This is a genomic window from Longimicrobium sp. (genome assembly GCA_036389135.1).
Taxonomy (GTDB): domain Bacteria; phylum Gemmatimonadota; class Gemmatimonadetes; order Longimicrobiales; family Longimicrobiaceae; genus Longimicrobium.
In genome coordinates, this window is the sequence record DASVQP010000059.1 from 37575 (window position 1) to 64419 (window position 26845).

The 26845-nt window shown below is 62.2% G+C and carries 11 protein-coding genes; 4 read left to right on the forward strand and 7 right to left on the reverse strand.

Going from position 1 to position 26845, the window contains the following annotated elements; genetic code table 11:
• Positions 1-45: 45 nt before the first annotated feature.
• Positions 46-666, reverse strand: coding sequence for a hypothetical protein (locus tag VF584_14060; protein ID HEX8211294.1), 621 nt, complete (start codon positions 664-666; stop codon positions 46-48).
• Between the two features lie 1567 nt (positions 667-2233).
• On the opposite strand from VF584_14060, the gene VF584_14065 reads away from it, so the two are divergent.
• Entirely contained in the window at positions 2234-2605 is a 372-nt protein-coding gene (locus VF584_14065; GenBank protein ID HEX8211295.1) for a hypothetical protein, read from the forward strand.
• 118 nt (positions 2606-2723) lie between these two features.
• Here the strand turns inward: VF584_14065 and VF584_14070 are convergent, their stop codons facing one another.
• The 4 genes from VF584_14070 to VF584_14085 form a co-directional block, all read right to left on the reverse strand.
• Entirely contained in the window at positions 2724-3911 is a 1188-nt protein-coding gene (locus VF584_14070) for a hypothetical protein (protein ID HEX8211296.1), read from the reverse strand.
• A 391-nt stretch (positions 3912-4302) separates the two neighbouring features.
• The gene (locus tag VF584_14075; GenBank protein ID HEX8211297.1) at positions 4303-8943 is read right to left on the reverse strand and encodes a type IV secretion system DNA-binding domain-containing protein; all 4641 of its coding nucleotides are present in this window, start codon (positions 8941-8943) and stop codon (positions 4303-4305) included.
• Positions 8940-10430 carry a hypothetical protein gene (locus VF584_14080; GenBank protein HEX8211298.1) on the reverse strand — a complete coding sequence of 497 codons (1491 nt, stop codon included), beginning with the start codon at positions 10428-10430 and terminating at the stop codon, positions 8940-8942. The genes VF584_14075 and VF584_14080 overlap by 4 nt, the downstream gene beginning before the upstream one ends.
• Entirely contained in the window at positions 10427-14086 is a 3660-nt protein-coding gene (locus VF584_14085; protein HEX8211299.1) for a Druantia anti-phage system protein DruA, read from the reverse strand. Before VF584_14085 ends, VF584_14080 begins: the two co-directional genes overlap by 4 nt.
• Before the next feature lie 1153 nt (positions 14087-15239).
• Between VF584_14085 and VF584_14090 the strand changes: the two genes are divergently transcribed.
• The gene (locus tag VF584_14090) at positions 15240-17642 is read left to right on the forward strand and encodes a hypothetical protein (protein ID HEX8211300.1); all 2403 of its coding nucleotides are present in this window, start codon (positions 15240-15242) and stop codon (positions 17640-17642) included.
• 100 nt (positions 17643-17742) lie between these two features.
• On the opposite strand, the gene VF584_14095 is transcribed toward VF584_14090, so the two are convergent.
• The gene (locus VF584_14095; GenBank protein ID HEX8211301.1) at positions 17743-19455 is read right to left on the reverse strand and encodes a hypothetical protein; all 1713 of its coding nucleotides are present in this window, start codon (positions 19453-19455) and stop codon (positions 17743-17745) included.
• On the reverse strand, positions 19452-22112 hold the full coding sequence (locus VF584_14100; GenBank protein ID HEX8211302.1) for a hypothetical protein: 2661 nt from the start codon (positions 22110-22112) through the stop codon (positions 19452-19454). Before VF584_14100 ends, VF584_14095 begins: the two co-directional genes overlap by 4 nt.
• 1106 nt (positions 22113-23218) lie before the next feature.
• On the opposite strand from VF584_14100, the gene VF584_14105 reads away from it, so the two are divergent.
• On the forward strand, positions 23219-25264 hold the full coding sequence (locus VF584_14105; protein ID HEX8211303.1) for a hypothetical protein: 2046 nt from the start codon (positions 23219-23221) through the stop codon (positions 25262-25264).
• A gap of 106 nt (positions 25265-25370) precedes the next feature.
• On the forward strand, positions 25371-26516 hold the full coding sequence (locus VF584_14110) for a hypothetical protein (GenBank protein ID HEX8211304.1): 1146 nt from the start codon (positions 25371-25373) through the stop codon (positions 26514-26516).
• Positions 26517-26845: the final 329 nt, after the last annotated feature.

The following is a 26845-nucleotide window of genomic DNA, read 5'->3' on the forward strand; positions in this document are numbered from 1 at the left end:
TCTCCAGGGTGCCAGCGCGGCGGGATAGGTGACCTCCGTCGGCTCTTACGAACTTGGACTGAGGTAGATCACGATTCCTCCGTTCCCTGCCAACCCTATGTAGTGAGACTTCGTCGATCCTTTGACCATCTCGGCTAGGTGGGCGAGAGCAGGAAGGAACTCGTCCAGATAGGAGCGCGCCTCGGAGGGGGTCAGAGTAACGATCGGGCGTGGGATGTCGATGAGCAACTGCCCCTCATCTCGCAGCTTCTCAAAAACACTTGCCCGCCGCCGCTCACGCGTGACTGCCCCCGCGCCGGTCAGCTCGCGCGCCTTACCTGCATCTGCACCCCTCGCGCAGTCGCGGATCGGCTTCTCACGAAGGTAATGGGGTAGCTTCGCGATTCGTAACAGTGCTCGGTGATCCGCATTGCCTACGGCCTCTACCGACACTCCGTAGCGAGCGAGTGCGGGCGCGCCGAGCTCGGACGCGATCGTGAGCTGCTCCGCCACCCGAGACTGCGGGATCTGCAGGAGTCGAGCGAGATCGCGCGTACTGTGCGGCTGATTGCTCGTCCGCAAGTAGTGCTGGAACTCAGCCACATCGACCGCCTTCTGCCAAGCGGAGAGATCGGCACGACGTACCCGGTCCGTCACAGTCTTGGCCAACGCCTCGGAAAGGCTCACAATCGAAGCTCTGTGCGGGTAGTTGGAGGTGCTAGGCTAATTCCTTCGTCTTGCCGGAGTCGCGTGCGACGCCTAAGCTTCCAAGTGTAAACTAGAGCAAAACCGACGAAACCGACAGGACGGGACATCGCTCCCGTGGAGCAGCGGGGGCGATGTCACCCGCTGCTGAAGCTATTCCTGTCGCGCAACTCCGCGCACTGGTGTCGCGGCGAGTGGGAAGTGAGGGACTACGCCCGGTCGCTAGGGCGATTGGCCTGCACCCCTCGTCGGTAGTCAGCTTCATTGATGGCGCTGAACCGCGGGATTCCACGCGCCAGAAGCTGACCGCGTGGTATGTGCGTGAGATCGCCGCTGCTAAGGACCTCCCAGACCCCAACACAGTCCGCGCAGCGATCGACATTCTGCTCTATTCCGTTCCCCCTGCTCGCTTGGATAACGCGGTACGAGAACTCGCGAGTAAGTTAGTTGAGATCCATGCGGTGCAAGGAAGCCACTGCCCGGAATGGCTGCGGCCGTTTGTGCAACGAGGTACTGAGGAGTGAACAGCGTCTCGTAGAGGACTGGCGCAAAATTTTGTCCGGCATGTAAACGCTCAGAAGGGTGGCAGGAGAGGGGGCGCAGGGGAGCCGCGCGGTGAGTCTCGACGGCTCGCGTGAGATAGTCGAGCGTGCCGACCTTCTGCTGGCGGCACGTCTAGCTGATGGTGAGGATCCGCTCGACGAAGCGTAGGTCCCGCCCGCTGCCGAAGCCGCCCCTGCGCTACGGCACCGGCTTGCGTAGCGCTCATTGGGCAGGGTTGTTCGTCGTTTCCACATCCACGCGTTGCACCCATGTCGATGTGTTGATCGACGAGGGGGAACACCTCGTGCTATTCGTACTGAAACCGTTGGGCTAGGAGTTGTTAGATCGAGGTTGCCGAACACTGCAGCGGTTCTCTGGATCGGAGCAGCACGCTAGAACGTGGGCCGAGCGGCTCGCTCTTCCAATCCTCTCACAATAGAACTCGACCTGATCCATCGATCACCCCGGACGAGTTCCGGCGCTGGCCTGCTACTCCGAGGCGGATCGTAAGATGATTCTTGTTCCATCGTCTGTGTTAGAAACCAACCACACTTCTGATAAGAAACAAAGCCGCTGGAGCGAAGCAGAGGGGTACTTGTTTCATGCGCCAGGGTCGGCGTAGCCGGTGGAAGACTCATACGGAATCCGGGTGAATCGCCACCCGCTGTCATTCTGAAGGAGCCGCCGCACCGCCCCCTGCCCTACCCCCGCGCCGGGCGGCGACTGAAGAATCGAGCCGATGCCGGGCCGGGCTCCGTGGCGCGCCGCGAGCCCCTCGGCATGGAGAGTAGATCCTTCGCTCCGCGCCCGACATCGGCCTACGGCGGAGTACCGGCGAAGCGCTCTGCCCAGACTGACAGAACTGGTCGATTCACTCGGATTCCGTATCAAATGGGAAATGGGGCGCCGGGTTCCTGCAACAGGCGCCCCCATTGGCGCCCCCCATTAGCGCCTCCATCGGAGCCCGCAGAATCGCTCCACTCGCTCCCGCTTGGAGGATGGAAGAATGTTCATTTTTGATGTGGAACCCTGGATTGCTGGCCCAGATTACGGCATGGGCGCAGAGGAGGTGCTGACCGGGGACTTCCACGGTGTGGTCGTTGCCTCAGGACCGAATGCGAAAGCGGCCTTCGACGCGGCCATCGAGTACCTGCCGGCGTATACGTTCGACCGAGTCACCGAGGAGGATCTTGAACAGATACGACAGGTATTCGCCACCGCCCCATGGAGAGGTTGGGAGTTGGAATATTTAATCACTCATTTGCCGGAAGAGGCGAAAGAACTCGCTGAATCCGGAGACGAACCGATGTTCTACGTGGTGATCGAGCACGGATGGACTGAAGACGGTGCTACCGGCTACAGTGACGAGGACGTGTGAGGAAGTTGAGCAACTGAGATATCCAATCGGACAATGTGACAGCGAACCAGGGGGGCTGTGCCACGTGGCACAGCCCCCCTAATTCGTACGCGCTGATCCTACGGTGATCTCTTCCGGCCTACTCCGCCTCGTCATCTGGTACGCCCGGAGGCGAACTCCGGTGTTCGAGCTTGGAAATCACGAAATCCAAGCGTTGCATGCGAGCCTCGTGCCCTGTGCTAGGGAATACTTTTTCGGCCTCCGCAGCCGCGTGCTCTGCCCTCCGCACTCCCTCGATCATCGAAGGGTACATCTCCTTCCGTGCGATCGCCCAGTCGATTGGGTTCATCTGCGCTTGGCTCGCCGCGAACCAATCGTCCCACTTGCTGAGCCGGTCGCGAACGGACCCAACGACGGATTCGGCCGCGGCCTGAACTTCCTCGCGTTCGGCCAGCGCAACCTCGCGCTTCCTGGTAGCGAGCACCTCCAGAATCTCGTCCTCGAAACGGGCTAACTGCTCGACTTCATGGCAGAGAACCGGGCGGTGGTGCATCACGGCATTCCGCAACTTGATCACCGGACCGAGAAGTTCCTTCTTGACATTGGTCCAGTGCTCTTGATCTGCGAAGTAGTACGCGAAAACGGAGTCCCATAAGCTTCTCTTCTCAGTCCGGTCCTGGAGGGTTCGTTTGACCTCGTCCAGGTTGGCGCTCCCGGTGAGCAGATCGAGCAGTTCGCCGGCTGTGACCGGACGATCTTCTTGCCAGTGCGCAAGATGCCCGGTAACGATCAGCAGGAGGTGCTCAAAATCCGTGTACTCGATCGGGTGGTGGCGCACCACACTTGCTTTATTCTTCTGCGCAATCTCGTTCACCCGTGCCTGGACATTACCCAGTCCGATACGATCCCACCAATCAAACCCGAGAACTTGGACCATCGCCTCGTTGATGAACCGTCGGAACTGCTGCTCGATCCTGCCGAGGATCGGGTACGCTTCAGCGCGAAGCGTCTCACCCAGTTCGTCCTCGACGCGTGTAAGGCGAGGTCCATCCGACAGCTTTCCAATCTTCTGTTGACAGGAATCAACGAGCTTCCGAGTACCCACGATCTCCAGCAACAGTACACGTTCGTACCGAGGCTGGAACGTCAGTTCCACACGGTTGGCGACCTTCCCGAACTCCTGCCGAATGAGGGCTTCCGCCCCATCTCCGTTGCCATCTTCTTCACACAGAAAGGCAAGGCGGTAGAGAGGCTCGTCTTCTTGAGCGGGAACTCCCTCCGTCTGCTCGGCAGGTGGAGGGAGCGGCTCTGGTTGTGCGTCGCTCATCGTCTCGTCGTGTTCAGGGCGATCAGAGGGCGTACGTGATGCGCACGAAGTGGACCAAGAGGACGAGGTGGAGCGTATCGGTGTACGTGCGCTGCTCAGTTGGTGGAGTTCTGATAGTTCCGTACCCTCGCAAGGGCACTACTGATGTCGCAGCCGTGCTCCGGATGCTGCTGCAGGTGCTCTCAGACTGCCTGGTAAGCACCCTTGCTTATGGGGTGATCTCGCGGAAACCAGAGAACGGCCCCAGCATGCTCGAAAGCAGTATCCAGAGCCTTTTCATTTCGCTCCGTCGCAGAAGCATCGTCGCCCTCAGAAATGGCTGGAGTGCCACTCCTGAGGGCTGAACGAGATCACAACTGCCTCTGACCCGCGGATGCCCGCGAGCCGCAGGTCAGTGCTGCGCGCCCTCCGCCGCAACGCGTTCAAAGTACGGCTTCACCGATGTGCGCGCGTACGGCTGGTACTGGCCGTTCTGGACAAAACAGGTGAGCGGTGGGAGTTCACGAATTCCCGCAGAAATGTGATCTGCCTCCGCCCCAGATGTCTTGCCTACAATCGACCGCTGAACTTCCCTGATGTTCTCAGATTTCGTTTGCGAAAAGTACAGTTTGGTCGCCGTAGAGCCCGACACGTGGTTGGGCAAGTCAGTGGGAAACTGCGTAGCGATGACCACACCTAGTCCAAACGCGCGCCCCTCACGCATCAACGGCTCGAGGAACGGCGACTGAACCAGACGCCACGCTTCATCGAGCACCAACACGCGCCGAAGTGCATGAGGGTGTGGTTGCCGGACGAGGTAGTTGTACAACGCCATCAGGAAGAACTCCGCAACCGCGTTCTTCGTCTCGTCCCCTGGGAGCTGGCTCAACCGGATCGCGGCTGATTGCGTCGCGATCTCCGCAAACCCGCCGCCTCCCGTATTGGACGCGAACAGGCCCAGATCGAAGATCGGTGAGAGCCTACCGAGGAGCGGCTCATTGTCTTTTCTCCGTTCAAGGATGACCTTCAACTCGTCGAACGCTGGGTACTCTACGTCCTTGCTCGGCACAAAAGGTTGAATACTCAGGCCGGCGCCGGTGTACAGCTCCTTCAGCGCGTCTCTGAACCGGTGGGTTTGCTGGTCACCGAGTTTGTAGATGCGCTTGATGATTTCGCCGAACTGGTGCACGTGATTGAGGAGCATCACTCGGCCGCTCTGCTGGTCCACCTGTGGGACCATTGGGTCGAAGGCGAGCCCGCCGAGTGTTGCGTCGTAGACCGTCAGCCCCTCGGCGGCCGCATACCCTGGTTGCGAATAATCATCCTTGAAGTCGAGTATCAGCGCGGGGAGTCCCTGTGTCATCAGGTCCCGCAGTATGGCTTTCGTCGCCTGTGTCTTCCCGCTCCCCGTTTCACCGGTGATCAGCAGGTGAGGGTTGGGCAGGTTCCGACCCGGTAACTGGGGATCGAACCACACCTCGCGTGGCTTCCCGTATGTGCCCGGTGTGTCGCCGAGGTATGCGCGTGCTCGGAAAGCCTCAGGTGAGGTGGAAGCGGCGGACATCACCGGATCAGCCAACGGCACAGCAGGGGACACGGCGCCCACCTGCGGCGGGTGAGCGGCTGTCGGAGTGGACGTCACGTTTTCAGGCGACACCGAAACGACTGCGCGGTCCTCCTCGTCTGAATGGAGTGGCCCTGTCTCCGTTGGATTCCCCGCAGATGTCAGCGGTTCCCCTTCAATGACATCTTCAAGTTTGACGGGGGCGGCTCTCTGCCGGAGAGCGTCAACCCCACTCTCATTCAGTTGGGTGAGCAGGACCGGGACAGGGAACTCGAGACCGTCCTCCTCCGCATGTAGACTCCGCTGACCGAGTGATGCGGCATCCCGCCCGAGATACACCTCCATGATCTCACAGTGGAGGTGTGCCGCGGCAAGTCCTTCGAAGAGCCGCTCGAGACGCTCCGCCCACGTCTTCCGTTGCTCAGGCGTATAGATCGCCTTGGTGAGTTCCCGGAATGCGTGCTCCCGCAGGATCTCTCGCCGAGCTGGGGTCGTGATCAGTTCCGCCGCCCTGTCCCCGGAGAAGACTTCCGCGAGGAGTCTACGTGTGCTGAGCACCTGATCTACGGCGGGTCCAGAGATGATCTTGTCGTGGATCTTGTATTCAGCTTTTGGATCCTGTACCGCCTTGGCTTCGATGATGCTGATCGCGAACCGGTCGTCGGAGAAATCGAACCCTACGAGATCTGCACGATGGGGATCATCGCTGAGGTGGAGCCAGCGCCGTGCTTCCGTTCCGTCCAAGCTGACGACGAGGCGGTCGTGCCCTTCCGGGGTCTGAGCCCGGTACGCACGTACCGCGATCAGCATCCCGATCAGCCCCTTCACGCGCTGAAGATTGACCCGTCCGCTCGCATCTGGACGAAGCGCCAGTATTCCTTCGTCTAGGAGGTCGGCCAACTCGTGCAGGAGATCGTCCAGTTCCGCGTCGGAGATTACGGTATTGTACTGGCGCGCCACCTCGCGGAGGACTCGACGGAATGCGTCCGTGCGTTGCGAGAAGACTGCGATGTCCCTTCCCCCTTCACGCCCGGTGAAGACACGGAGCGATCCGATGGACAGGTCGCGGTCTACGTTGCGGTCTGCCACCACGTACCAGGTGGCCTGCGCTGCGGCACCTTCCAGCCTCTCGCGTAGCTTCGCCTCTTGATGCATCGAGAAGTAGGAAACCTGTGCCCCCGTATCCACGATCCCAACGACGTGGTTGTATGCGGCGAAGATTCCTCCCGGGGCGGGTGTCAACTCCAGCATCTTCACCCGATGCCGATAGTTCAGCCTGTGGGTCACCGCGAGCGGTTGGATCGGATGGGTCGCTGGCGTGACGCGACTTGGCGTGCCCTCGCTCTGATCGAAGGCAACCACCACGTGCGGCTGTACGTGTGCTGGTAGTTGGAGCGTGTCCGGCGAGATGGACACGGTCTGGTAGGTAAACGGCCGCCAGGGTGCCGCAGCGCGAAAGAGCTGCGCAACTCGATCCTCCTCGTCGCTCCTCAGGTGCACCTGCTTCGCACGTGCTCCATCGCGCGCCTGGTGTACGGACACAATGTGGGCCCCTTTGAGCACCCCTTCCGCTTGCAGGTCACAGCAGAGGGATAGCACCGCGCCAGGATCGGGCGCGTTGATTACCGCGAGGCGCAAGCCCTGACGTGAGGTCGGGTGCACATCCACGAAGTTTCTCAGGACCCGCCGGATCAACTGCTCGCCGTCCATGCCGGTTGAATCTCGGACCGTTTGTCCGTAAACCGGTAAGGGGCCTAGGCGTCCAACGTACGTGAGCGAACGTGTGACGCCGGTCGCGATCGGCGGCACGCAGAGCGAAGTAAGGAAGTAGGGGAGCCGCTTTGCTGCGTCGACCACTAGTTCCCGGTCACGAGCGGAAAGCTGGTTCCTCTGTTCCTCCACCACGCGTGCGTATTCAGCGTAATGCCAAAGATAGAGCGGGTGCGTTGGAGCCACGACAGCCGTCAACTCGTCATTCGGCCGGCGGAATACCACCGTGTCCAACAGGAGGATCTGTGAGATAAGATCCTGTGCGTCTGGGCCGAGTTCCTCCGAGAGCTTCGGGTACGCACTGCTCAGTCCCTTCAGGAGCGCCTGGTAGCTGTCGACCACTCCCTCGAGCTTCAATCGCGTGCTCGGCGCAATCGCCGCGGCGAGCGGGTCGACGCACAGGAGTCGGCTCAGCGATAGTGCTTCGGTTCGCTTCCTGTCGTACTCCCGGAAGAGTTCCACCACCAACGCCTCACCGATCTCCTCGACGGCGGCGAGTAGCGGTTCGATCTCGGTCCGAGTCCAATGCTTGAGGAACCGCGGCTTAGCATGGAACTGCCGAATCATCGCATCGATGTCACCCTCGCCACCTTCCAGCAGCGCACCATACGCGTCAGGGCCAATCAACTTCGCCATGAGGTTGATCACATCTCCACGCGCTTCCGCGGTGACATCACTTCCGGCAGTCGACGAAACACTCACCGGCTCCGGGCGGAGATGAGCGTCTGGGATCTGGTTCAGCCGGTCCGTAACACCCTGAACCACTTCGTCGAGCCCCTCTCGCGCTTCCGGTTCGTCGAGCAGGGCGGAGGCGACAAACGTACTCAGATCCTCACGTTCCTTCTCTTCACCCCCGCCCGGACCTCCGTCCTTCGACTCCTTCTTTTTCGCGGGCTTACGCACGTCGATCAGCGACTGTGCGCCACGGACAGAGAGGGCGGCAAGGTCCGCTCCTCCTCGGCGAAGTTGCTTCAGCTGGTGCAGCGCTTGATGCAGGTGTTCGCGCTCGGTGGGGTCTTGAACAGAGGTGAGATTCCTCGTAGCGGTCTTGCGATCCTTATCGGTGAACGACTGCAGGCGCTGAACTAGCTCTCTGTTTAACTGAAGCCGCTTCCTGAGCGCCGATTCCGACGGAGAATCGAACAATGCGGGATCGGGGAGCAGTCCGAGTCTGTGGATCTGGCGGCTTGCCTGGGTAACGGCCTCAGAGCGGTCTAATCCAACCAAGGCGAGGTAGTAGTCGGCGAGTTGACCAAATGAGATGCTGGGATCCTCTTCGAGCAGCGCCCACCATCGCCCCTGGACCTCGTTTTCCGATGCGAAGCCACCCTGCGCGCGCCGTGCGAGGAGCGACTTCAAGTCACTGGAGACGACGGCTCGGAAATCCTCAAGCGAACTGATCTTGTCTTCGGTTCCTGTCGCGACAACAACGATCAGGGCATCGAGCGCGCGTTCGTTTCTCCAACGCTCCGCCTGCTCGACCTCGGTGCTCACATGGGCTCGCTCAAACCCCGCCGCGTGGAGTACTCCTTCCGCCTCGGGGAGGAGGTACGCGAGGCGGAGTGAGATCCCCTCCTCCGCAAGTTCACGGAGGGTTGTCGCGATGGGGGCAGGGGCGAGGTGTGGGATGTCACGAACCAGAACGCCAATCCCTCCACGATGGCCGCGTATTGCCTCCGTCAGCAGTTCAGCGACAAGTTGCTCGCGCTCTGTGCTCACGCCGCAACCTCCAACCGGGTCGTCACGAGGGTGCGGCCATCCGCGTATGTCTTCGCGTAGCCGATCTCTTCCACTGCGCGTCTGAATGCTGCGACGTTCATTCGGAGTTCTTCTTCTCGGATCGAAATAGGGGTGCCGAACTGTGCCTCATTCAGGTTGTTCCGGCGGATCAGCTCATCATCAGAGGGGCGTCCAGCCACAATCCCGAAGTCATCGCGTAGCCGGTCCAGAAACTCATTGAACTCGAGCGGCTGATCTGGGACCACGGTTGCGGCAACGAGCACCTCAAGGAACTCTAGATTCAGTCCGTAGCGCTTCTGAAGCTTCCCGCCTCGCCCCTGTACGGCCCAGGGCGTCATGAAGCCGGCGCGGCGTCCCAACTCGGTCAGATACTCGATGGGATGGCATTTGACGGCTTCTAGCCCAAGGTCGAGGTAAGTCTCGACCATAGCCTCCAGATCGAAGGGTCGGCCGCTACGGTACGCTTCGTATCGTGTCCGTACTACGTCGTCCGCAAGGAGGGCTTGGGGACCCTGGGGTCTCTTTGATACTTCCCGCACGTACTCGGAGATGCGGTGATGAAGCAGACCTTCGACTGCATCGCCAGCAGCACGCACCGTCGCGCGGGAGGCATCCCGAATCGCCGGGTGGGTACCATTGAACAGGTCGAGTAGAATGGGTGGGCGTGGTGCCCCGGGACTCACCTCCGACCATCGGGAGAGCAGGTGGACATGAATGGTGAAACAGCCGAAGAGGACGAGGCGGCGCAGAGAACTCAGCTTCGAGTGCTCGGCCTCTTCGAAGTGTGCCAATCGGTCGAACGCACGTCGCAGACGCAGACGAACCGCAGACTCCAGCTCACCGCCGGCATCAGTCGAGAACAAAGAATCGGACAGCGACACTGCCCGGGCGACCTCCGGGGACGGTTGCTCCTGCCGCGGACGCGCGAGTGCGAGCATTGGCTCCGCAAGCACGGTCCACGGATCCGTCGAAGACTGTAGAAGTGATACGATCTGAGTCGCTGCTTGGCCCGGATTTCCAGCCTTCAGCAGACGGGTGAGAAACAGGCCTGCCCGCGCGTCGGAGGGGTCTTTGCTGACGAATCGCTCATTCGAGAGCGTATACGACGATTTATCAGGATCTTCGAACGCTGCGTCATCCGCACCGTAAGATCCAAGGGCCAGCGTTCGGAGGTCAGCCAGTGCCGCGAGATCAGGCGCCGCCCCGGTGGCTGTCTCGAACGCCTCACCGTACGCAGCGATGATGTCCGAGTGCGGATTGCGTTCTTCCAGCACATTCAGTCGCTGGTTTTTGACCCATCGCCGCAGCATCCGGGCGAGTGCAGATGTCTCGTACGATCGCTCGGTCAGGGTGCGCGCGAATCCATTCGCGATGTGCACCGGCTTCACCGATTTATTCGTCGGCTGGCAACCAACGTCGGCATTGTAGATCTGGACGACCAGATCCTTGGGAGAGAGGACGGTCACAGGCGATACCGGGGAGGCTCGTGCTGGATTTCGAATCGGCGTTCAAGACCCGCGGCGACATTCCGTACGCGGAGATCCTCAACTGCAGAAGCATCAGTCGCGAGTTGGTGTAGGCGGTCGATGAAGCGCGTAACCTTCCGCGTGGCGCTCCCTGACCAGGACGCTCGACTGAGTCCGCGCTCCGCATCTCGGAGCGTGAGGTACAGAGTACGGTCGACGACGAGGTGCGCGACTTCGCGCCGGTTCACTGGGTCGTCGGCGACCGCGACGAGCGCAAAGGAACGAACCATCCGCTGGTCCGCGGGCAACCACTCCCCAACCCACTCAGCGTAACGAACTGACTCAATCCTGAAGTATCGGTGCCCAATCCGATGGAGCGCGACGAAAGTATCCGGTGGCCGCACATCGAATCGGTGGCTTTGCCAAAGCACCAGATCGTCGCGGTCCGTTTCTGCACCCTCTGGATCAAAGAAATGGTTGAGTCCGAGGATCAGGTCACGGACGATCGCCTGGTTGTTGCTCTCCCCCTTTTCCACCAGCTGGTCGAACTCAACCTCATCGGCGGGGACCAGGAGGAGGAGGTCTATCCCACGCTCGTGCTCGAAGAAGAAGCGGCGCTTCAGCGCGGTGTATGCTGCCTCACGCTCATCTGGATGGAACTGCTGCGGCGCTGCCGGTGGACTCGATGGATCAAGCCATCCTGACGGATCTGACGTCCCACGCCAGAGGTCGAAATCATGTTCGGGGTGCGTGAGACGGGCAGGGTCGAAGGTTGCCTTGATCTGCTCGAACAGCCGCCCCTCGCCCCCCTCAAACGCAAGACTTGTGTAGTGGAATCGCCCCGACCCCTGGCTGGCAAGACGTTCCACCACCGACTGCCCTCCGGTAATCAGATAGGCCAGAAAGCCCATCAGGTGCCGCATCGAGACGTGCGGCGTCCGTTTCGCAACGAGATCGAGCATATGGATCAGACGCTCCTGGACCCGCGGCTCCCGCAGCGCGGCGCGGTTTCGGAGTGCTGGGTCGTCAGCCGGAAGATCGGAGTAGAACCGCTCCTGCGTGAGTCTTTCCAACGCCTGCCGGATGACGGCAGGGGAGAGCAGATTACGAAGATTTAGGTCTACCACGACCACATCCTGCTCCGGTCCGCGCGGTTCAGGCCCGGTGTAACGCACCGCCTCCTGAACTTGGCGTACCGCTTCATCCACGGCCAGGAAGCCGATCTCGAGTGCCTGCCGGCGAAGTACGAACAGGGGCCATTCATTGATCGCGAGCACGAAGGGCCGCCCCTCATTCGCGCATGTACGCCAAGCGTGAAGAACCTCCGAATCGGAGAGCGCGTTGGCATCCGTGAGCACGACGGCCCCGAGTTGCTCAAGGCGTGTGCGAACTCGTTCGATCAGGTGGGTCTTCCCATCCCCCGGATTTCCCGTGACGATGACCTGCTTCCCACGTCCGACCTGGTGCACCAAGTAGTCCTCAAGGCCGAGGTCTACGTTGATCCAGTCGAGTTCTTCTGGCGTGAGGCGATCTGCGTAGCTGTTTGCACTTCGGTATAGTTTTTCGATGAAGACGAGCGGCGTATCACGGTTGACGAACTGGCCTGTGGCCGCGAGAGGCCCTAGAAGGAGAGGAACGTGGGCGTTGCGCCGTGCCTCGTTCTCAGCCGCCTCAACGTCATGGCTGATGCGGATTGGATCACGTCCGAGTTCTCGCAGCCGCTGCATGGTTTCAGGGCGCGTTGCACGCGGCCTGAACCAACGGTCGCGCCATGCACGTGCGACTTTCGGTGCTACGCGGGATGGATCGTCTTCGAGAAAATACTCCGGCGAGTCATCGAGGCCGAGTAGCACGTCATCCGTATTGCGAGCGAGCTTGACGGCGAACAGCAGTCGCGGAGAATGGTGCCGGAGGAACACGTCAGACGGGAGCCCCAAAACCTCCATCCCGTTACGGATCGTGCGCAGCTTCGGGCTGATCCCCTCACCGAACAGGTGGTTCACCGATCGGCGCGCCGTGCTCAAAGTCGCCACTTGGCGGAGGCTCTCAGCGGTATCGGGTGCGATATGGACAGTGCCGAAGCTGTCCGTCATCCCGATCTGTTCGTATTCAACCCAGCCGCCTCGGGGATCGTCCGTTGGGATCTTGATCCGGTTGTATTGACTACTCCCAACCGAGTACAGGCTCGAGGTCGTGAGCAGCACCAGATCCGGGTCCCGGTACACGGGTGCGGCTTTCATCGCGGACGCGATAAGGCTCGCCCGCCCGGAGTACCGAGCTCGAAAATCTGAGACAACCTTCGGGCTGGCGAGCAACATGGCGACGAGTTTGCCCCCAAGCACAACCCCGTAAGGCGCTACTGCCCCGCAGGTGATCACCTCCATCACGTTCTCTGCGATCGCCCTGACCTTGATCTGCCGGATCGCCACATCGGCAGCCTGTTTCCCCTCGTCGCGGGCCAAAAGCTGGAGCAGAGCGTCACTGTTGCGAGTGACGTCATACTTCTGCAGGACGATCAGCGCACGGATGAGCGTCGCCAGAATCCCAGCGCGCTTCTTCGTGTAAAGGTCGGTCTTGGCAAGGGCTACCCAATCCACTGCGTCAATCTTCCCCGCTTCAAGGGCAGTGTGCGCGTCCCGGATGAAGTGGTACTCCGCAGTCCGTTCATCACGCGCACGTTCCTGAGCGCGTTGTTGCCGAGCAGCGGCTTCCTGTTCGATCTCCCGCAGCCGTTCTACCACTTCCGCGGTGTGACGGAGTTCCGGCACCAGATCCGCGTGGTAGACGTCATTGATGGCGCTGTGAAGGGTATCCACGATCCGGTGTGCGAGGACCGTACGTTCACGCGCATCCGCCTTGGCCAACCGCCGCCGGAGAGACGCCACACTCCACCCGAGAGCCTCGTCGCGCTGAGCGAGACCGAGCACGGCGTTTCCGAGCGCCGCTATCCCGATGATAGGCTGGTTTTCGGACGCGGCGTCGCGCACCAGATAGTACATGTTACGCCCGGGCGTACTCTGATACGGGATTGACCAGAGGTGTCGCGCGTAGCGCCAGACGTCTTGGAGACGGATCCCAGTGTTCTCGTCGACCGCAGTCGGCGTCACCTCCTGAAGGAGGGGGTTGATCGTGTCGTCGAGGTTGCCCGTTTGATGTGCGAGTTCTAGCCGCTCAGCGAGGTCCGCTCCCGTTTCGAACAGGGTGCTGATCCCACGCCGCTCCATATCGCGGATGAAACGTGCCGTGGCAGGGTCTGCAAGTTGTGCCTGCCTGGCGAAGTTGAAAGAGTGGCGAACCGCTGTCTTTGCCCGGGAGGGATCGATCCCAGGCACAGCAACTTCAGGGGGAAGCAAGTACACGCCTTCCTCGTCCACGTCGGCGTGCCATCCCTGCAGGATCAGGTCACGGAGCAGGCGGAGGGCGGTCCCATAGGCGACTGTGGGAAGCAAGGCCTCCGATGGAATTCCTTCTCCATACAGCAGTTTCTGGCGCCGGTTCGCGTCCTCGATTGCACGTTCGATCGGCTCTAGCGGATCGCCCGCAGCCACGCCGGAGAGCGCTGAGACGACTTCGATGATGCTTTGTTGGTGACCAACATTCAAGGAAGGACGGAAGCGCCGAACTTCGACGCTCAGCCGGTCGGGAGCCGTGGGCATTCGCGATTGATCAGGAGAACTGTTCGTGCGCAGACCGAAACCTGTGTGCGCCGAGAAGATGACAGGATAACTCGTGAACCCAGATTAGGCGAGAACGGGTGATTGAGTGAGGCGGTGAGGCCGTGACCCGCCTCCCGTTCTGCCGCCGTAGGAAGCGATCCACAAGGATACGCAGTGCTGGTCCGAACGGGCTGCTTCAAGACGATTGTGCATGAATTACGCATGGTGCTCCGCCTGGCCGATACCCGAATCACGGACCCATCGGCGGTAATCTTTCGTAGTCGCACCGTGCACTCCACGGGAGCATACCCGGCGCACAGCCAGGGCGATGTGAATACCAGCCGCACCTACTCGGTGTTCGCCCAATGCTGGCGCGTGATCAGATGGCTACACCTGTACGCGAACAGCCTGACTCGCCACTGAGTCCTCACCGGGGGTGCGCCTCGGGTTGGTCCTGAGCCCAGCGTGGATTTAACGAACTGCCGGCTTTGAGACGGAGCAGGATAGGCCCCCGTTCAGTGGCGTTGAGGGCGCGCTTAACTTCCGAATGCTGCGCCGGCGAGCACAATTTTCGATTCGTCACTATCCGACGGAGCAGCATGAGGTCCGCGGCGCGGATGTTTGCGTCGGCAAACCGCCAGAGGGAGTGCCGTAGGTCCGGGTTGCCTCGAAGCAGTGCATGCGCGAGTGGAACCCGGCTCCGCCAGTGCGAAGCGCTGTGAGTTGCAGGTGGACCCGCAGATTACCTTATATGAGCGTCACCTTTCCCGTACGCACCGGGGTCGAGCAGACGCAACCGATTGCTAGCCTCCACCGGAACTCACGTATTCAGTCCCGTATCATGGTGAACGTGGCGCAGGGGTGGTGAGTACGTGTTGATCATTCGTGCCGACTGCGCCTATGATGATGGCTAGCATATGATGATCGCAGGGGCGGGGAGACCTACGGCCGCAGGTAGCGCTGTGCAGTACAACCCAAATCCGGCCGAGATGAACTCTATGGGTTTACTCGCAGCAAGTAGCGAATTCGTCTCGAACGGAAGACCTCGCTGCGATGCTTGTCCCATCCACGAAGCTGCAACACGCGAACTGAATGGCGCTTGCGCGCACGGTGTGCAGGCTTCACACCGGTCCGAAACGCCGCTGGTGATCTGATGGCACGCTCGAATGTTCTTTCCCAACCCCCTCGGGATGAAGCCGAACGCGACTTCCGCCTACGCTTCCTCGAAAGCCGTCGCGAAGGGTTCCAAGACTTCTTCAGCGAAGTGATGAGCCAGGCGTTTCCCAACGACTTCGTCCCTGTTCAACCACACGGCAGAGAGGGGGACTGGAAGTGCGATGGGTACCTGCGATCCAAACAGGAGGTATTCCAGGTCTACGCACCCGAGAACCTTCGCAACCGGGCGCGCCTCTTGGCCAAGATTGAAGCCGATTTCATCGGCGCCCTCGCCCATTGGGGAGCGCGGATGCGCCGCTGGACATTCGTGTTTAACGCGAATGGTCTGCCCTCATTCGCCGTGGAGAAACTAGAGTTCCTGCAGTTACAGCATCCAGCGGTGAAGGTCGGACACTGCGGCTACGAGGAACTCCTTCTGCTTTCGTCCACCAGAGCTGATACACGCGGTCCGCGTCCGGCGCAGGACGCACTCGAGCGCTACTGGGTCTGGCTAGAAGTACAGGCCGAGGAACCGCCGACAGCACCTCACCTTGTCCTGCTCCAGCGTGCGGACCTTCCGCTCCGGCTTGCATCCCCCCCCGAACTCGACCGGTGGGGCAATCTATCATCTGAAGCACTGTACAAAAAGGTCGCGGTGGGCGAGATCTGGGAGGTACCAGGGCCAGGGGCGCCGCCCGGCCGACTAACCGACTCCCACCTTCGGCTGTACCACTTCTTTCGTACCAGCAGGCGCACACTCGTGACCGGTGACTCTGGGAGTGGGAAGTCCACGCTGCTCCACCGCTTCGCGGCGGCACAAGCTCGCAGGCTTCGTCAGATCGGCCCCGGACACGGCCGGCGTCATACACCTGTGATCGCCGAACTTTGGAGGTTTTCTGATGAGGTCGGGCTCGTACAGTTGATCACCCACGCCCATGGGCTGGCGGAATCCGGGATTACCCCGGCGGAGGCACGCACGGCACTCGAACTCGGCTACTTCATCGTCCTCCTTGACGGAGTTGACGAGATCACCCAGCCGGAGCGCCGCCGCGCGTGCCTCGCAGAGATCGACCAACTCGTGGCGACTCACCCAAACATGCGGCTAGTCCTGACCAGCCGATTCATACCCCGTCCACCACCCGGCTTCGCGGAGGTCACGATCGGTCCGCTGGTATGGGATGATGTCGCACGCGCTGCAGCGACGATTCAGATGACTATGGGCAGCCCGGCCAATCCCAAGCGCGGCGATTTTGAAGTTCGACAACAGATTCGGCCCCAGTTTCTTTCGGTCTGCACCCGACCGCTCACCTTGGCGCTCGTGCTCTACGGGCTTACAAAGCAGCGCGCGGCATCGCGTAACCTCTTCGACCTCTACGACCAGACGTTCGCCGGACTCCTCGACTGGGAAGAGCGGAATGGAAGAACTCCTTCGGCGAGTCGTACAACAGCCGTCCTCGAGGCGGGAGCGTACGAACTTATGAAGATCTCGCCGGCCCAACTCGCGCTCCCCGCCTGGGCCGCACTCGCGGCCGGCGACCATGCCTCCACACGTGACCGTGTTGAGGCGGAGGATGCCCTTCGAGTGGCAGCATCGATAGGGTTGCTCCGTCTTGAAGCCGGCGTGCTATCCTTCGCCCATCGTTCCTATCAGGAATTCTATGCTGCCCGGCACATAGGGCTCAGCTTGAACCCTGTGGGCGACGCACTAAGTATTGACGTCGGCATCTTCCCGTACCTACTCGCTTCTAGTAAGGATCCAGAACCGCTCGTACGGCGACTGCTCGATGCCTCGCCAGATGTGTCGACGCTCGCGCATATCATACGTGAGACGTCTACAGAGAGCGCCAGTTGGAATGGCTTGGAAGATTTGCGCCGCGCTATCAATGCAGCGTTCGTTTTGGACGAGGCCGAGCAGGCGCCGTTGGGGTGGGATGAGGCGCTGATCCTCGGTGCCGCGCGACAGATCGCATCAGCATCCAAGAACTACTTCCCGAAGCTCGGGCCGCTCGTCTACAAAGCGGTCGGTGTCCTGCTCAGAAGGGGATACTGGTCTGCTTGGGAGGAGGCTCTTGTACTCCTCACACACGAACTCAGTGCGCACGACATTGGTGGGAGTGACCTCATCGCTCGCGCGCTCGCGCACACTAACCTCTCCTGCTGGGAGGATGAGACAGTGAATCACTCGGAATGGCAAAAATCCGAAGCCGCGTACCAGTTCGCAGTAGCTTGGAGCGAGCGGCGTCTAAGCGACGCCCGGCGGTACTTGGCTCGCATGGAGCGCGTCCCGCGGCGGCGTTCGCGACGATCGAACAAGAGCGCTACACCGCCGGTCTACAAGAGTCCTGAATGCCTGGACCTCTTCGAACAACGCGGTGACGCAGATTCAGCTTCTGATGATTGAGGATTGTGGTCTCCACTAGGTTAGGGGGTGATCGGTCGATCTCCCCCTCATGCCCTGTGTCAGACGCTTCAGATAGGATCGAGCAAACTGTCCGGAGAACTCACGCGCCTCGTAGCGGCGCCTTGAAGCCTTCCGGGAACAACGTGGACGCCTTCCGCGTCCGATGTTCCTCATCCAACACCCGCTGAGCGTCCCCGAGCCAGCGCTCTCCGTGGGGAGTAAGCTGAACGGCACGCCCTTCCACAGACTCCAGCAATCCGAGCTCCGTCATCAGGCTGAACGCGGGTCGGATTCGAGGTGGGTAGTAGAACCGGCTGTCGGGCGGCCTTCGCACAATCTCAAAGCCGTCATCGCCCATGGCGAGAAAGAAGCGGTAGGCGCGGCTCGCGAGTTTCTCCACCGCGACGCGGATCGCCTGCCCCAGAACGCAGCTCTCCATCACCCAGCCGAACGCCTCCTCGACGGGGCGATCCGCCTGTGCGTCAAACGCGCCGGAGAGTACCTCCAGGGAGATCCGGCCTGCCCCGCCACGAAGATGCGTCTGGCGGGCCCATTCTGGTACGCCAGGCCGGACCGTCCGCCAGTGGGCGGTGATGAGCAGGAGAAGCAGGATGGCGCCCCCCACGACCTCACCGCCCTCACCAGCGTGTTGTACCGCGTGGGAGAGCGATTCGAGGCCCCGCTCCTCATCGACTCCAGTCGGGTCATACCGATCGAGAAGCCGGCGCTGGGCGTCGCTCACGGACACACCGGAGAGCGATTCCCCCAGCCAGTCCAAGACGATCCCGGAATCTCGCGCGTTCTCCCACAGGCGCTGCGTGATGGTGCGCGTCGCCGCAGCCCTTCCTTCGGCGTGCAATCCCTGGATGACCGGAACCGCCGCATGGAGCAGCGCATAGAGCGCGACACGCTCATGCTCCCGCTCCTGGTAGCGCTGCCAGCGGGTCCACGTCTCCACCAAGTGGGGGGAGACTTCAGGTACGCGCCCGTCCGCGAAGCGTCCGGAGGTAAAGAGTGCGTGGAAATCCTCGGGCTCCAGAGGTGCTCCAGCCTGCCGAAGCAATTCCAAGAGGAGGGTGAGCGAACGCGCTCGGGCGCGGTCGGAGGCAAACAGGTCCGGGCGCTCTCGCCGGCTGCGCACGCGCAGGAGCAGGTCCGCGAGCAGTGCATTCTCCGGATCATCCACCGGAACGGGGCGCAGACAGAGCACGTCCGCGAACACCTGAATCACTCGCATGGGGACCGTGTCGGTCGGTGCCAGGAGCAGCCGGCGCTCCTCGTCCGCGCCGGGGACCGACTCGACTACCCGGTGGAACGCCTCCCCCAGCGGCACACCCGTGGAAAGGGTCAGGCTGAACGCGCGGCCGTCCGGCTCGGCACAGCCCAGCGCCAGGAAGCTCGCGCGGTAGTAAGCCGGCACGAAGGCGCTGGCGCGGAGCGCACGGCCCACGGGAACGGGGGCGGAGGGATTGTCCGAGCGGAGCGGGATGGTGCGGGCCTCGTCCACGCCAACGATCCCGTTCTTCCCAGGTTCGGCGTACAGAGTGGCGAACCGGAACAGGTTCTCCATCCGACCCAGCCACCAGGCCTGACGCTCCTCGGTGCGCGGAAAGGCCCCCGCTTCTGTCTGCTGGTGGAAGGTCCACAGCGCCCAGGCGAAGAAGGAGTAGTACCGTACGTTGACCGTGGCGCCGGTGAGCCCTGGCATCAGCTCATCGATGAAGCGCCGGCCCACGGGCTCGAGACCGAGCGGCGCGAGCCCGCGGTGCTCCTCCAGGCCACTGCCGCGCTGGGTCCAGCAGGGGAAGCTCATGCGCGGTCCACCTCCGTGGTGGCGAGAAGCATGTCGATCACGGCGCCGACGAGGGGACTCCGAAAGTCGAATGGAAGCAGAAAGCGGCTGCACTGCTGGCACTGCTGCACCTCCGCCGTGCGCAGCGCGGTTTCCGCGTCCGCAGTAGGGAGCGCCATGCTGCAGCCACCGCAACACAGCTGTCCGCTCGCGCCGATGAAAAGGGGGGCGACCGCCGGTGGCCGCCGGGCGAGCAGTCGCTCGAAGGTCCGCTGGACGGGCTGGGGAGGCGGGGTGATATCACCAGTGACCGTGTAGTGGAGCTTCCCCTCCTGGCGGGCAATCAACGGGGCCCAGGCTGCGGCCAGCCGGAGCAGCGCAGCGGGACCATGAGCCGGGGTGAGTAGTTCCTCTAGGATGGCGTCCGCGTGCGGAGCGCCCGGCGACGTCGCGATTGCCCGTGCGTACTCGCGGAGCGCGCCCATCCATCCTTCGGTGTGCTGCTCGGTCCGAACTCCGGAAACGAACTGAAAGCCTGCGAGCAGGGATGCCTCCGCCCCAGCGGTCCACTCCGGATCACTACACGGAAGCGCCAGGGTGGCGCCTAACAGCGCCGCCATGGGCACCGAGGTCGCACGCGACGACCAGACCCGCACCATCTCCTTCCGTGTCGCTGGGTGCATCCAGGCCTGCGCCATCCACCCGTGCGGGGCACCCAGCGCAAAGCCTTCCAGGGCGAATGCACGGTGGAACCAATGGCGGAGGAAGGCGAGAACCTCCTGCTGCTGGTCCGTCTCGTTCGACTCGAGGCGCAGATACAGAAAGAACGCAAAGTCTGCGAGTGCCAGGGTCAGCCGGCCGCGTGCCGAGATCTGGACGGGTGCATTCGGAGGAGGTGTGATCTCCTCACCGATCTCCCACAGGCGCTTGACCAATGCGCGAACATCGGAGGCCCGGAGCGGCGGGATCACCTCCACGGTGGGCTCGTCATCCGCCTCACGGTCAGCCGTCGTGTCGTCCGGCCGCCGTAGATCTCCACGCGAATCGCCATCCTCCGAGTCGAGCTGCCCGCGCCACGCCGCGCGGAGGCTCGCGACGATCCGTTCGAGGAGCGCACCCGGCTCCGAGGTGCTGGACGTGCCTCCCGGGGATCCGCCCTCCCCGGGTGTGATGCCGGCTACCCAGCGCTCGGACGGCACCCGCGGGTCTGCGCGCCCTCCGGCACCGCCCCTGCTGGCCTCTCCCATAGCCGCCGCGGCGGTGAGAGATGACGTCTGGATTTCCGCGACCTGGGACGCAAGGCGGGCAAGCAGATCGCTCACCCGGAGCAGGTCTCCCGCCTCGGCCCACATCCCTCGGCGTTCCACACTACGAAGTGCCCGGCGGAGCGCCCGCTCGTCCGCGTCACGGTCCAGTGTGACTGGGCGGTGAAGCCATACGCGCACCGGGGCCGATTCGCCCTCGTCCGTGCGCGCACGGACGGCCACGGGCCAGGGTGTCTCGGCGTGGAGGACGGCTTCGGGCGCCTCGCAGTCGTACGCACAAAGGTCGGCTGAGCTCAGGGTAGATCTAAGCCGGGTGAGCGGGTACATCCCTATGGGGGGCGGAAACTCGATAGTGTACTCGGCCGTGGCCGCCGCGGCACTGAGATGGAGCACGTGTGCTTCGATCCTGTTCCCCACGAGCCGGACCTCCGGGACGCGAAAGGCCGGCGCCGCGAAGGGTGACTCGTCCGGTCTCCGCTGTGGCCGGAGCCGCTCCCAGTCCTGCACCTCGGCCCCGGCTAGAGCGGCGAGGAGCGGCTCACACATCTCCAGATCATCGAGAGTACGAAACGTGACCGCCTCCACATTCCCGCCGTCGAGCGCAGAATGCAGCCAGGCGGGGGCGCTCAGGTTGGCGCTCCCCGTCACCAGCCACCCGCGCGTCCTTCCCCGGAGAAGCACCCACTTCGCGTGGAGCGGGCGCGCGGGACCGGGATCGTCGAGGGCGAAGTTGTAAACCCGTAGACGCTGCCTGAGCGTGCGCAGTGCCCCTCCGTGGATCTCGTTGTCGCTGGCTGGGCGGCGGTGAAGGTGCAGTGCGGCGTCGGGGTAGGCTTCCGCCAGCTGCCGGAGCGCCGCGCTCTGCTGGTCAAAGAACGGAGATACCGCGACGATCTCCTGCACGTCTTCGCGGCGAACACGCGCCACGATCTGATCCAGTAGCGGGGCCTCTAACGTGTGGAGGAATTCTGGTCCCGTCTGCGGGACCTCGGCAGGGAGGAGTGCCCAAATCCGTTCCGCAGCTCCCGTGATCTCGTCCCGGATTGCGGAGGGGAGGGAGGGATCCAGAACGACCAGATCGTTGAGGAACCCGGCGTATTGCCGCAGAGCTCGCGCGTCGCCGGTTCCATCCGCGAACAGATCCAGCCGGTCCACTACCTCAGCGTTTCGGCGGCAGCCGGGGAGCGTGAGGTTGGCGCTCGTCACGAACAGGGTTCCGCCTGCTTCGTGGAAGAGCATGTAGAGCTTGGGATGGAACACCGCGGAGGCGGTTGGTAGGTGCACTGCGGCCAGGTGATAGTCCACCCCCGGGCCGGTCACCGCAGTGGCCTCAGCGAATGTGTCGCTGTACCCGCGTGGGTCGATGACCAGGGTAACGCGCCCGACGCCCTCGCGCTGCAGTCGGTGCAGCAACGCGTGCTCCACGTGCGTTAAGCTCGCCGAGTAGCACAGGAGGAGCGATTGCTCTGCACCGATGGACCCTAGAGCATTGTCGAGATCTAGCATGCGGGAGTTAGGGGCAGATCGAACCCAGAGAAGTGGTGCACAGGCACAACGCTCGAAAAGACCTCCCCATCCAGTCGAATGCGTGACTAAGCGCGGCTCCACAGATCGTACGCGCGCCCCTGCACGAGCCGCCAAACTATTCGCCCGGTGAGCCACGCGCGACGACGTTGCGGCTCGGCGAGTACGTGTCCGCTACCTATAGCTAGCAGAAGGCGCTGTGACATCGGTAACGATGTAGCAGCTCGCCCCTGCGCGCAATGAGCAACGGCGCCGAATCCGCCCTTTCTGAAGCGCGACTCTGGAGGCTGCCCAAGCTTCGTGCCGGAACTTAAGGCCCACGAAAGAAACGGCACGTCAGGCGGAGGCACGCAGGACTTAAGCGCGCTACGCCAGAACTCCGGTAGTTCACTTATGTAGAGCGCGCCGATTGTGGAACTCGATCTGTCACTGACAATGATGCGGTGGCTCGCGTGAGGATGTCTGAAGTTTACCGTTATGGGAAAGTCACATTCCTGAAATGAAACATGCAAACAATTGCAGGGCGACAGTTTGTGTGCGCATGTGGTGAGAAAATGCTTGCGTAGCCATAGCGTTTCGCATATTGATGATGGGGACGTCATCTGAACACCGAGCGCAGAAACGGCACGTACGTGTGACGGCGGTTCTGTGTTCTTTAAGGAGGCACCGGCAGGATGGCACGAGCGAGGGCTGGTGCTGAGATCAATTGGGAAGCCGTGTTCCGGGTCGCGGATAGCGTCGACGGCGGGTACCGTGCGCGGTACGACGCCGTGGTCGGCGCGTTCGAGGCGAGAGCACTCACGGGACCGATGCCCACATACAACGGGTTCTGGCGGCGGGCCGCTGGCAGCAGAAAGCCTGTTGCCACACCATCTGCCGTCGGCGTGAGCGCATCCAGTCGGAGCACGCAACACAAAGCGCCTACAGCTCCCCTGGTCGTCCAAGCACGTGATCGTCTCATCCAAATCGCAGCACGGCTACAGAGTAATGGAGCCTTGTCAGACAACGATCTCAATACTCTGCAGCAAACGATTAAGCCAGGCAGTGCAAGCCGCATCGCGCGCCGCAGCCCCGTGCGCGTTGAGGCAGTCATCACGCGGATGACGATGCTCGCGGATGAGTGGGAGTCGAGACTGCCCGTGGGGGTGCCGGGGAGATCGCCCGATACGCCCGATACGCCCGATACGCCCGATACGGTCGCGCCGGTCGCTGACTTCGATGCGGATGTGGAAACCGATGCGGTTGATCCTCCGAATGATGATCAGCCCCATTCGAGCATCCCCTTCGGCACTGTAGTCGGCCATGAGCGGATTCCCGCCGGGCTCGTCGTCGCTCGGCTCCGAGCTCGGCTCATCGCGCCGGTACTCAGCGGATACATGACACCGGCGAGGTGTGCGGAATTGGTACGGCGAGCCACCTGTGGCATTCGAGATTTTGAGATCGCTGATGCCTTCGGGGAGCTTCCGACCTCAGACCTGCGCCGGTTCGCAACGCTCACCGATCGCACTGTTCGGCGATGGCTCGCACAGGTTACGGATGGCCAAACCGAGGATGCGGCCGCTGGACGTGCAGAGCGAACTGTCGACGAATACCTGCGGCAGCGATATCCCACGGGTGTGCAACGCCGACGCAAGCTCCTCCCCGAGCACAAAGAGTGGATCAAAGACCAATATACGGATCAGCCGAACGCTAGCATGGCCGACGTTGCCCGTGATCTCAGATCGGAGTTCGGCGCCATCGCGACTGTGCGGCACATCCAGCGCATCCTTTCGACCGAGCTGATCGACACCGAACGAATGGACGCGCGCGGCGGTCCCCTCGCGAGCGTGTCGTATCGATCGAAGCTTCTGAGAGAGGTGGCCTATCCGAACCAGTGGTGGATCGGCGATCACACATTCGTCAATTTCGAGCACCTCGACCCGGAGCACCCGCAGTTATCGAGGGGCCTCACAGACTTCGATCTCCAGTTCGAAGTCGCGGTCGAATCGAGGCGCCGGCATGGGGTGCTACGGCGCAATCGCTCGGGGATCTGCATCACGCGTTGGATGGACGCTTGTACTCGCCTGACGGTGGGGGTCACGATCTGGTTGACACCTCCTAACGCAATTCAGACGCTCGCCTCTCTATTCCTCGCCTGTCTTCGGTACGGCATCCCCGAAGGAATCTATACCGACAACGGTTCGGATTTTCGGAGCAACGCCGTCCAGGGTGCCGTCGTCAATGTGGGGATGCGGCATGCATTCTCGCGGCCGGCTACCCCCGAAGGGAGAGGGAAGTTGGAGCGAAGCTTCCAAACGCTGAAGCGAGTGCTGGCCCGCTGGCCGGGATCGCTCTGCGGTCGCCATCCCGTTCGCTGGGCGACCGAGCTGCTTCTCACACCGGCTCAGCTGCAGAACGCGATTGTCCAACACGTTGCCTTAGAAGAACGAGCCGTACCCAACCGGTCCACCGGGTTGCCTCCGGCGATCCACTTCGAGCGAGCAGTAGGCGCCCGCGGGCTGAGTGGCACGTCTCCCGAAGCGATCGCTCGCTTGCTGACACTGCTCCCCTGCGAGGTCCGCCAGCGCCAGATCTTCGGCGTTGAGGTGGGTAATCTGCCTTATTGGTGCCCGGCTCTGAAGACAGTACCCATCGGCTCTCGGCTATTCGTCCACTCGATCCCAAACGAATACGAATACCGATACCTCTCCGCACCGGCGGCCGATGGGTCGCTCCGCTACATCGGCCGCGCTCCAGTTTACGACGTGGACCATCCCCCACCGGATCTGGCGGAAGCGGCTGCGCTCGAGGCGGCGTTCGACGCGCACATAGCTGGGGTGGCCGAGCGTGCTATTCTCGCCGGAGATCAAGCAATCAGGTTAGACGCGGCCGATGTGGAGGGAGAGGTGATTGCGGCCGCGATGCCGCATGCTCCTCTCTCTGCTGCCTCAGTTCTAGCCTCGCCTTCGATGCGCTCGCTCCCAGCACCGAGCCGCGGGAGCGAGGCGAAGAGGCTGCCGAGCAAGGTCAACGAAACCGAGATCCCTGACCCCTTCGCGTAACCACGACGGGAATGCCATGCCTACAAACGGATCGACGGACCCAAGCCCAGCACCCAAACTTCACCTGGTAACCCCTGGTACCCACGTCGGGTCTGCACCGCTGGACTTGAGCAGCTCGATCAACAGCTCTGGTGATTTGGCTCGATGGGCCGAGTCGAGCGTCCGAAGCGCTGCCTTCGATCTCAACGGACGGACTCGTCCGCTCGTCTTTAACGAAGCGGTACACAAGCGAGTAGTCCGCCGCCTCGGCTATTCGGTCGAACAAGGAACGCCGCTGTACCTGCAAGGTGCGGTCGTAGGAGTGGGCGCATCTGTTCTGGTGCGGGAATTCGCCCGGCAGTTCACGGAGACACACCGGAATAGAGGCGTTCCAGACCGAGTCGTCGTCGTGCGCTTGCATCGCGGTATCCGGTCAGCGCGAGACCTGCTCTCCGTTTTTGCTCTGGCTTTGCAGGTGAAGTTCACACAATGGGAACTCAGGATGGGCGACAAAACGACGATCGGGGAGGTGCTCGCCGCGGAGGTGCGACGTTGTCGTGTTCGCGCCGTGGTCTTCGATCATGTGGCCCGTGCGGGTCTCGAGGGCCAGGCTCTCATCGCGGAGTTCATGCTCGCGATGAACCCGCTCTACGCGCGTTTCTTCGAGGAAGATCCGGAGCCGAGCAAGCCGACCGCTGTGATCCTCGTGGATGAATACGCACCCGAAGAAACGTTCAAGCACATACCGGACGTGCTGACCACGCTGGGTGGAAGCTACGTAGAGCTGGGTCGCTATCAGACAGTCGAGCACGTGGCAGACGCTCTGCGCGATTCCGCGATTGGGTTGGCGGATCTGGACCTCGGGGTATCGGCAGACCTAGAGATGACGGAGAGAGTGCTGGAGCTGACAGACGGTTTGATTGCCAACATGGATCCATTGCTCGGTCTGATCGACTACACGGCTCGCTCTTGTTGCGAACGTCCGAGCCTGAAGCATGTCATGGGTGCGTTGCGGTACCACCGGAAGATGGTCACCGTCGCGCTGGGAACGGACAGTGATGGGAAAGAAGCGCTGGAACTGGTGGCGAAGCGGCGTCGCCGTATCAAGCGCCCGAGCGAAGGGGCCGACGAGGATCTGGGAGGCGCGTCCTCCGGAGAGAAGAAAAAGAAGCCTTCCAGAACTGCGAAGAAGGCGAAGAACCTGAAACTCGCCGAACAAGAGAAGTCTGATCTCCAGCGGCAGCGCGACTACACTGTCCTTCCCGGCGGCTGATGTGACGCACGCCGGTGTGCCCGGGCCGGCAACCCGCAAGAGAACGATCTTATGCACGGTTTCAGCGCGGTTCGTGAATCGGTCGCAGTCAGGGCAGAACGAGCCCTCGCGCTCGCCACTGAGCAGGCGGGTTGCTCGGTGCGGTGGCCTGCGATCGCGGCGGCATGGCTGTCAGCGACGGGTGAGCCCTGCCCCTGATATGGAAGGGCACCCGTGTCAAGGTGCGTGTGGCAACCTTCTACGCGCCGCCACGATATGGTAGGAGGGGCGCCCCCAAGGCCAAAACGACGATGAATCCGCCTGATATGCGCCGGTTAGGTCTTTCGACC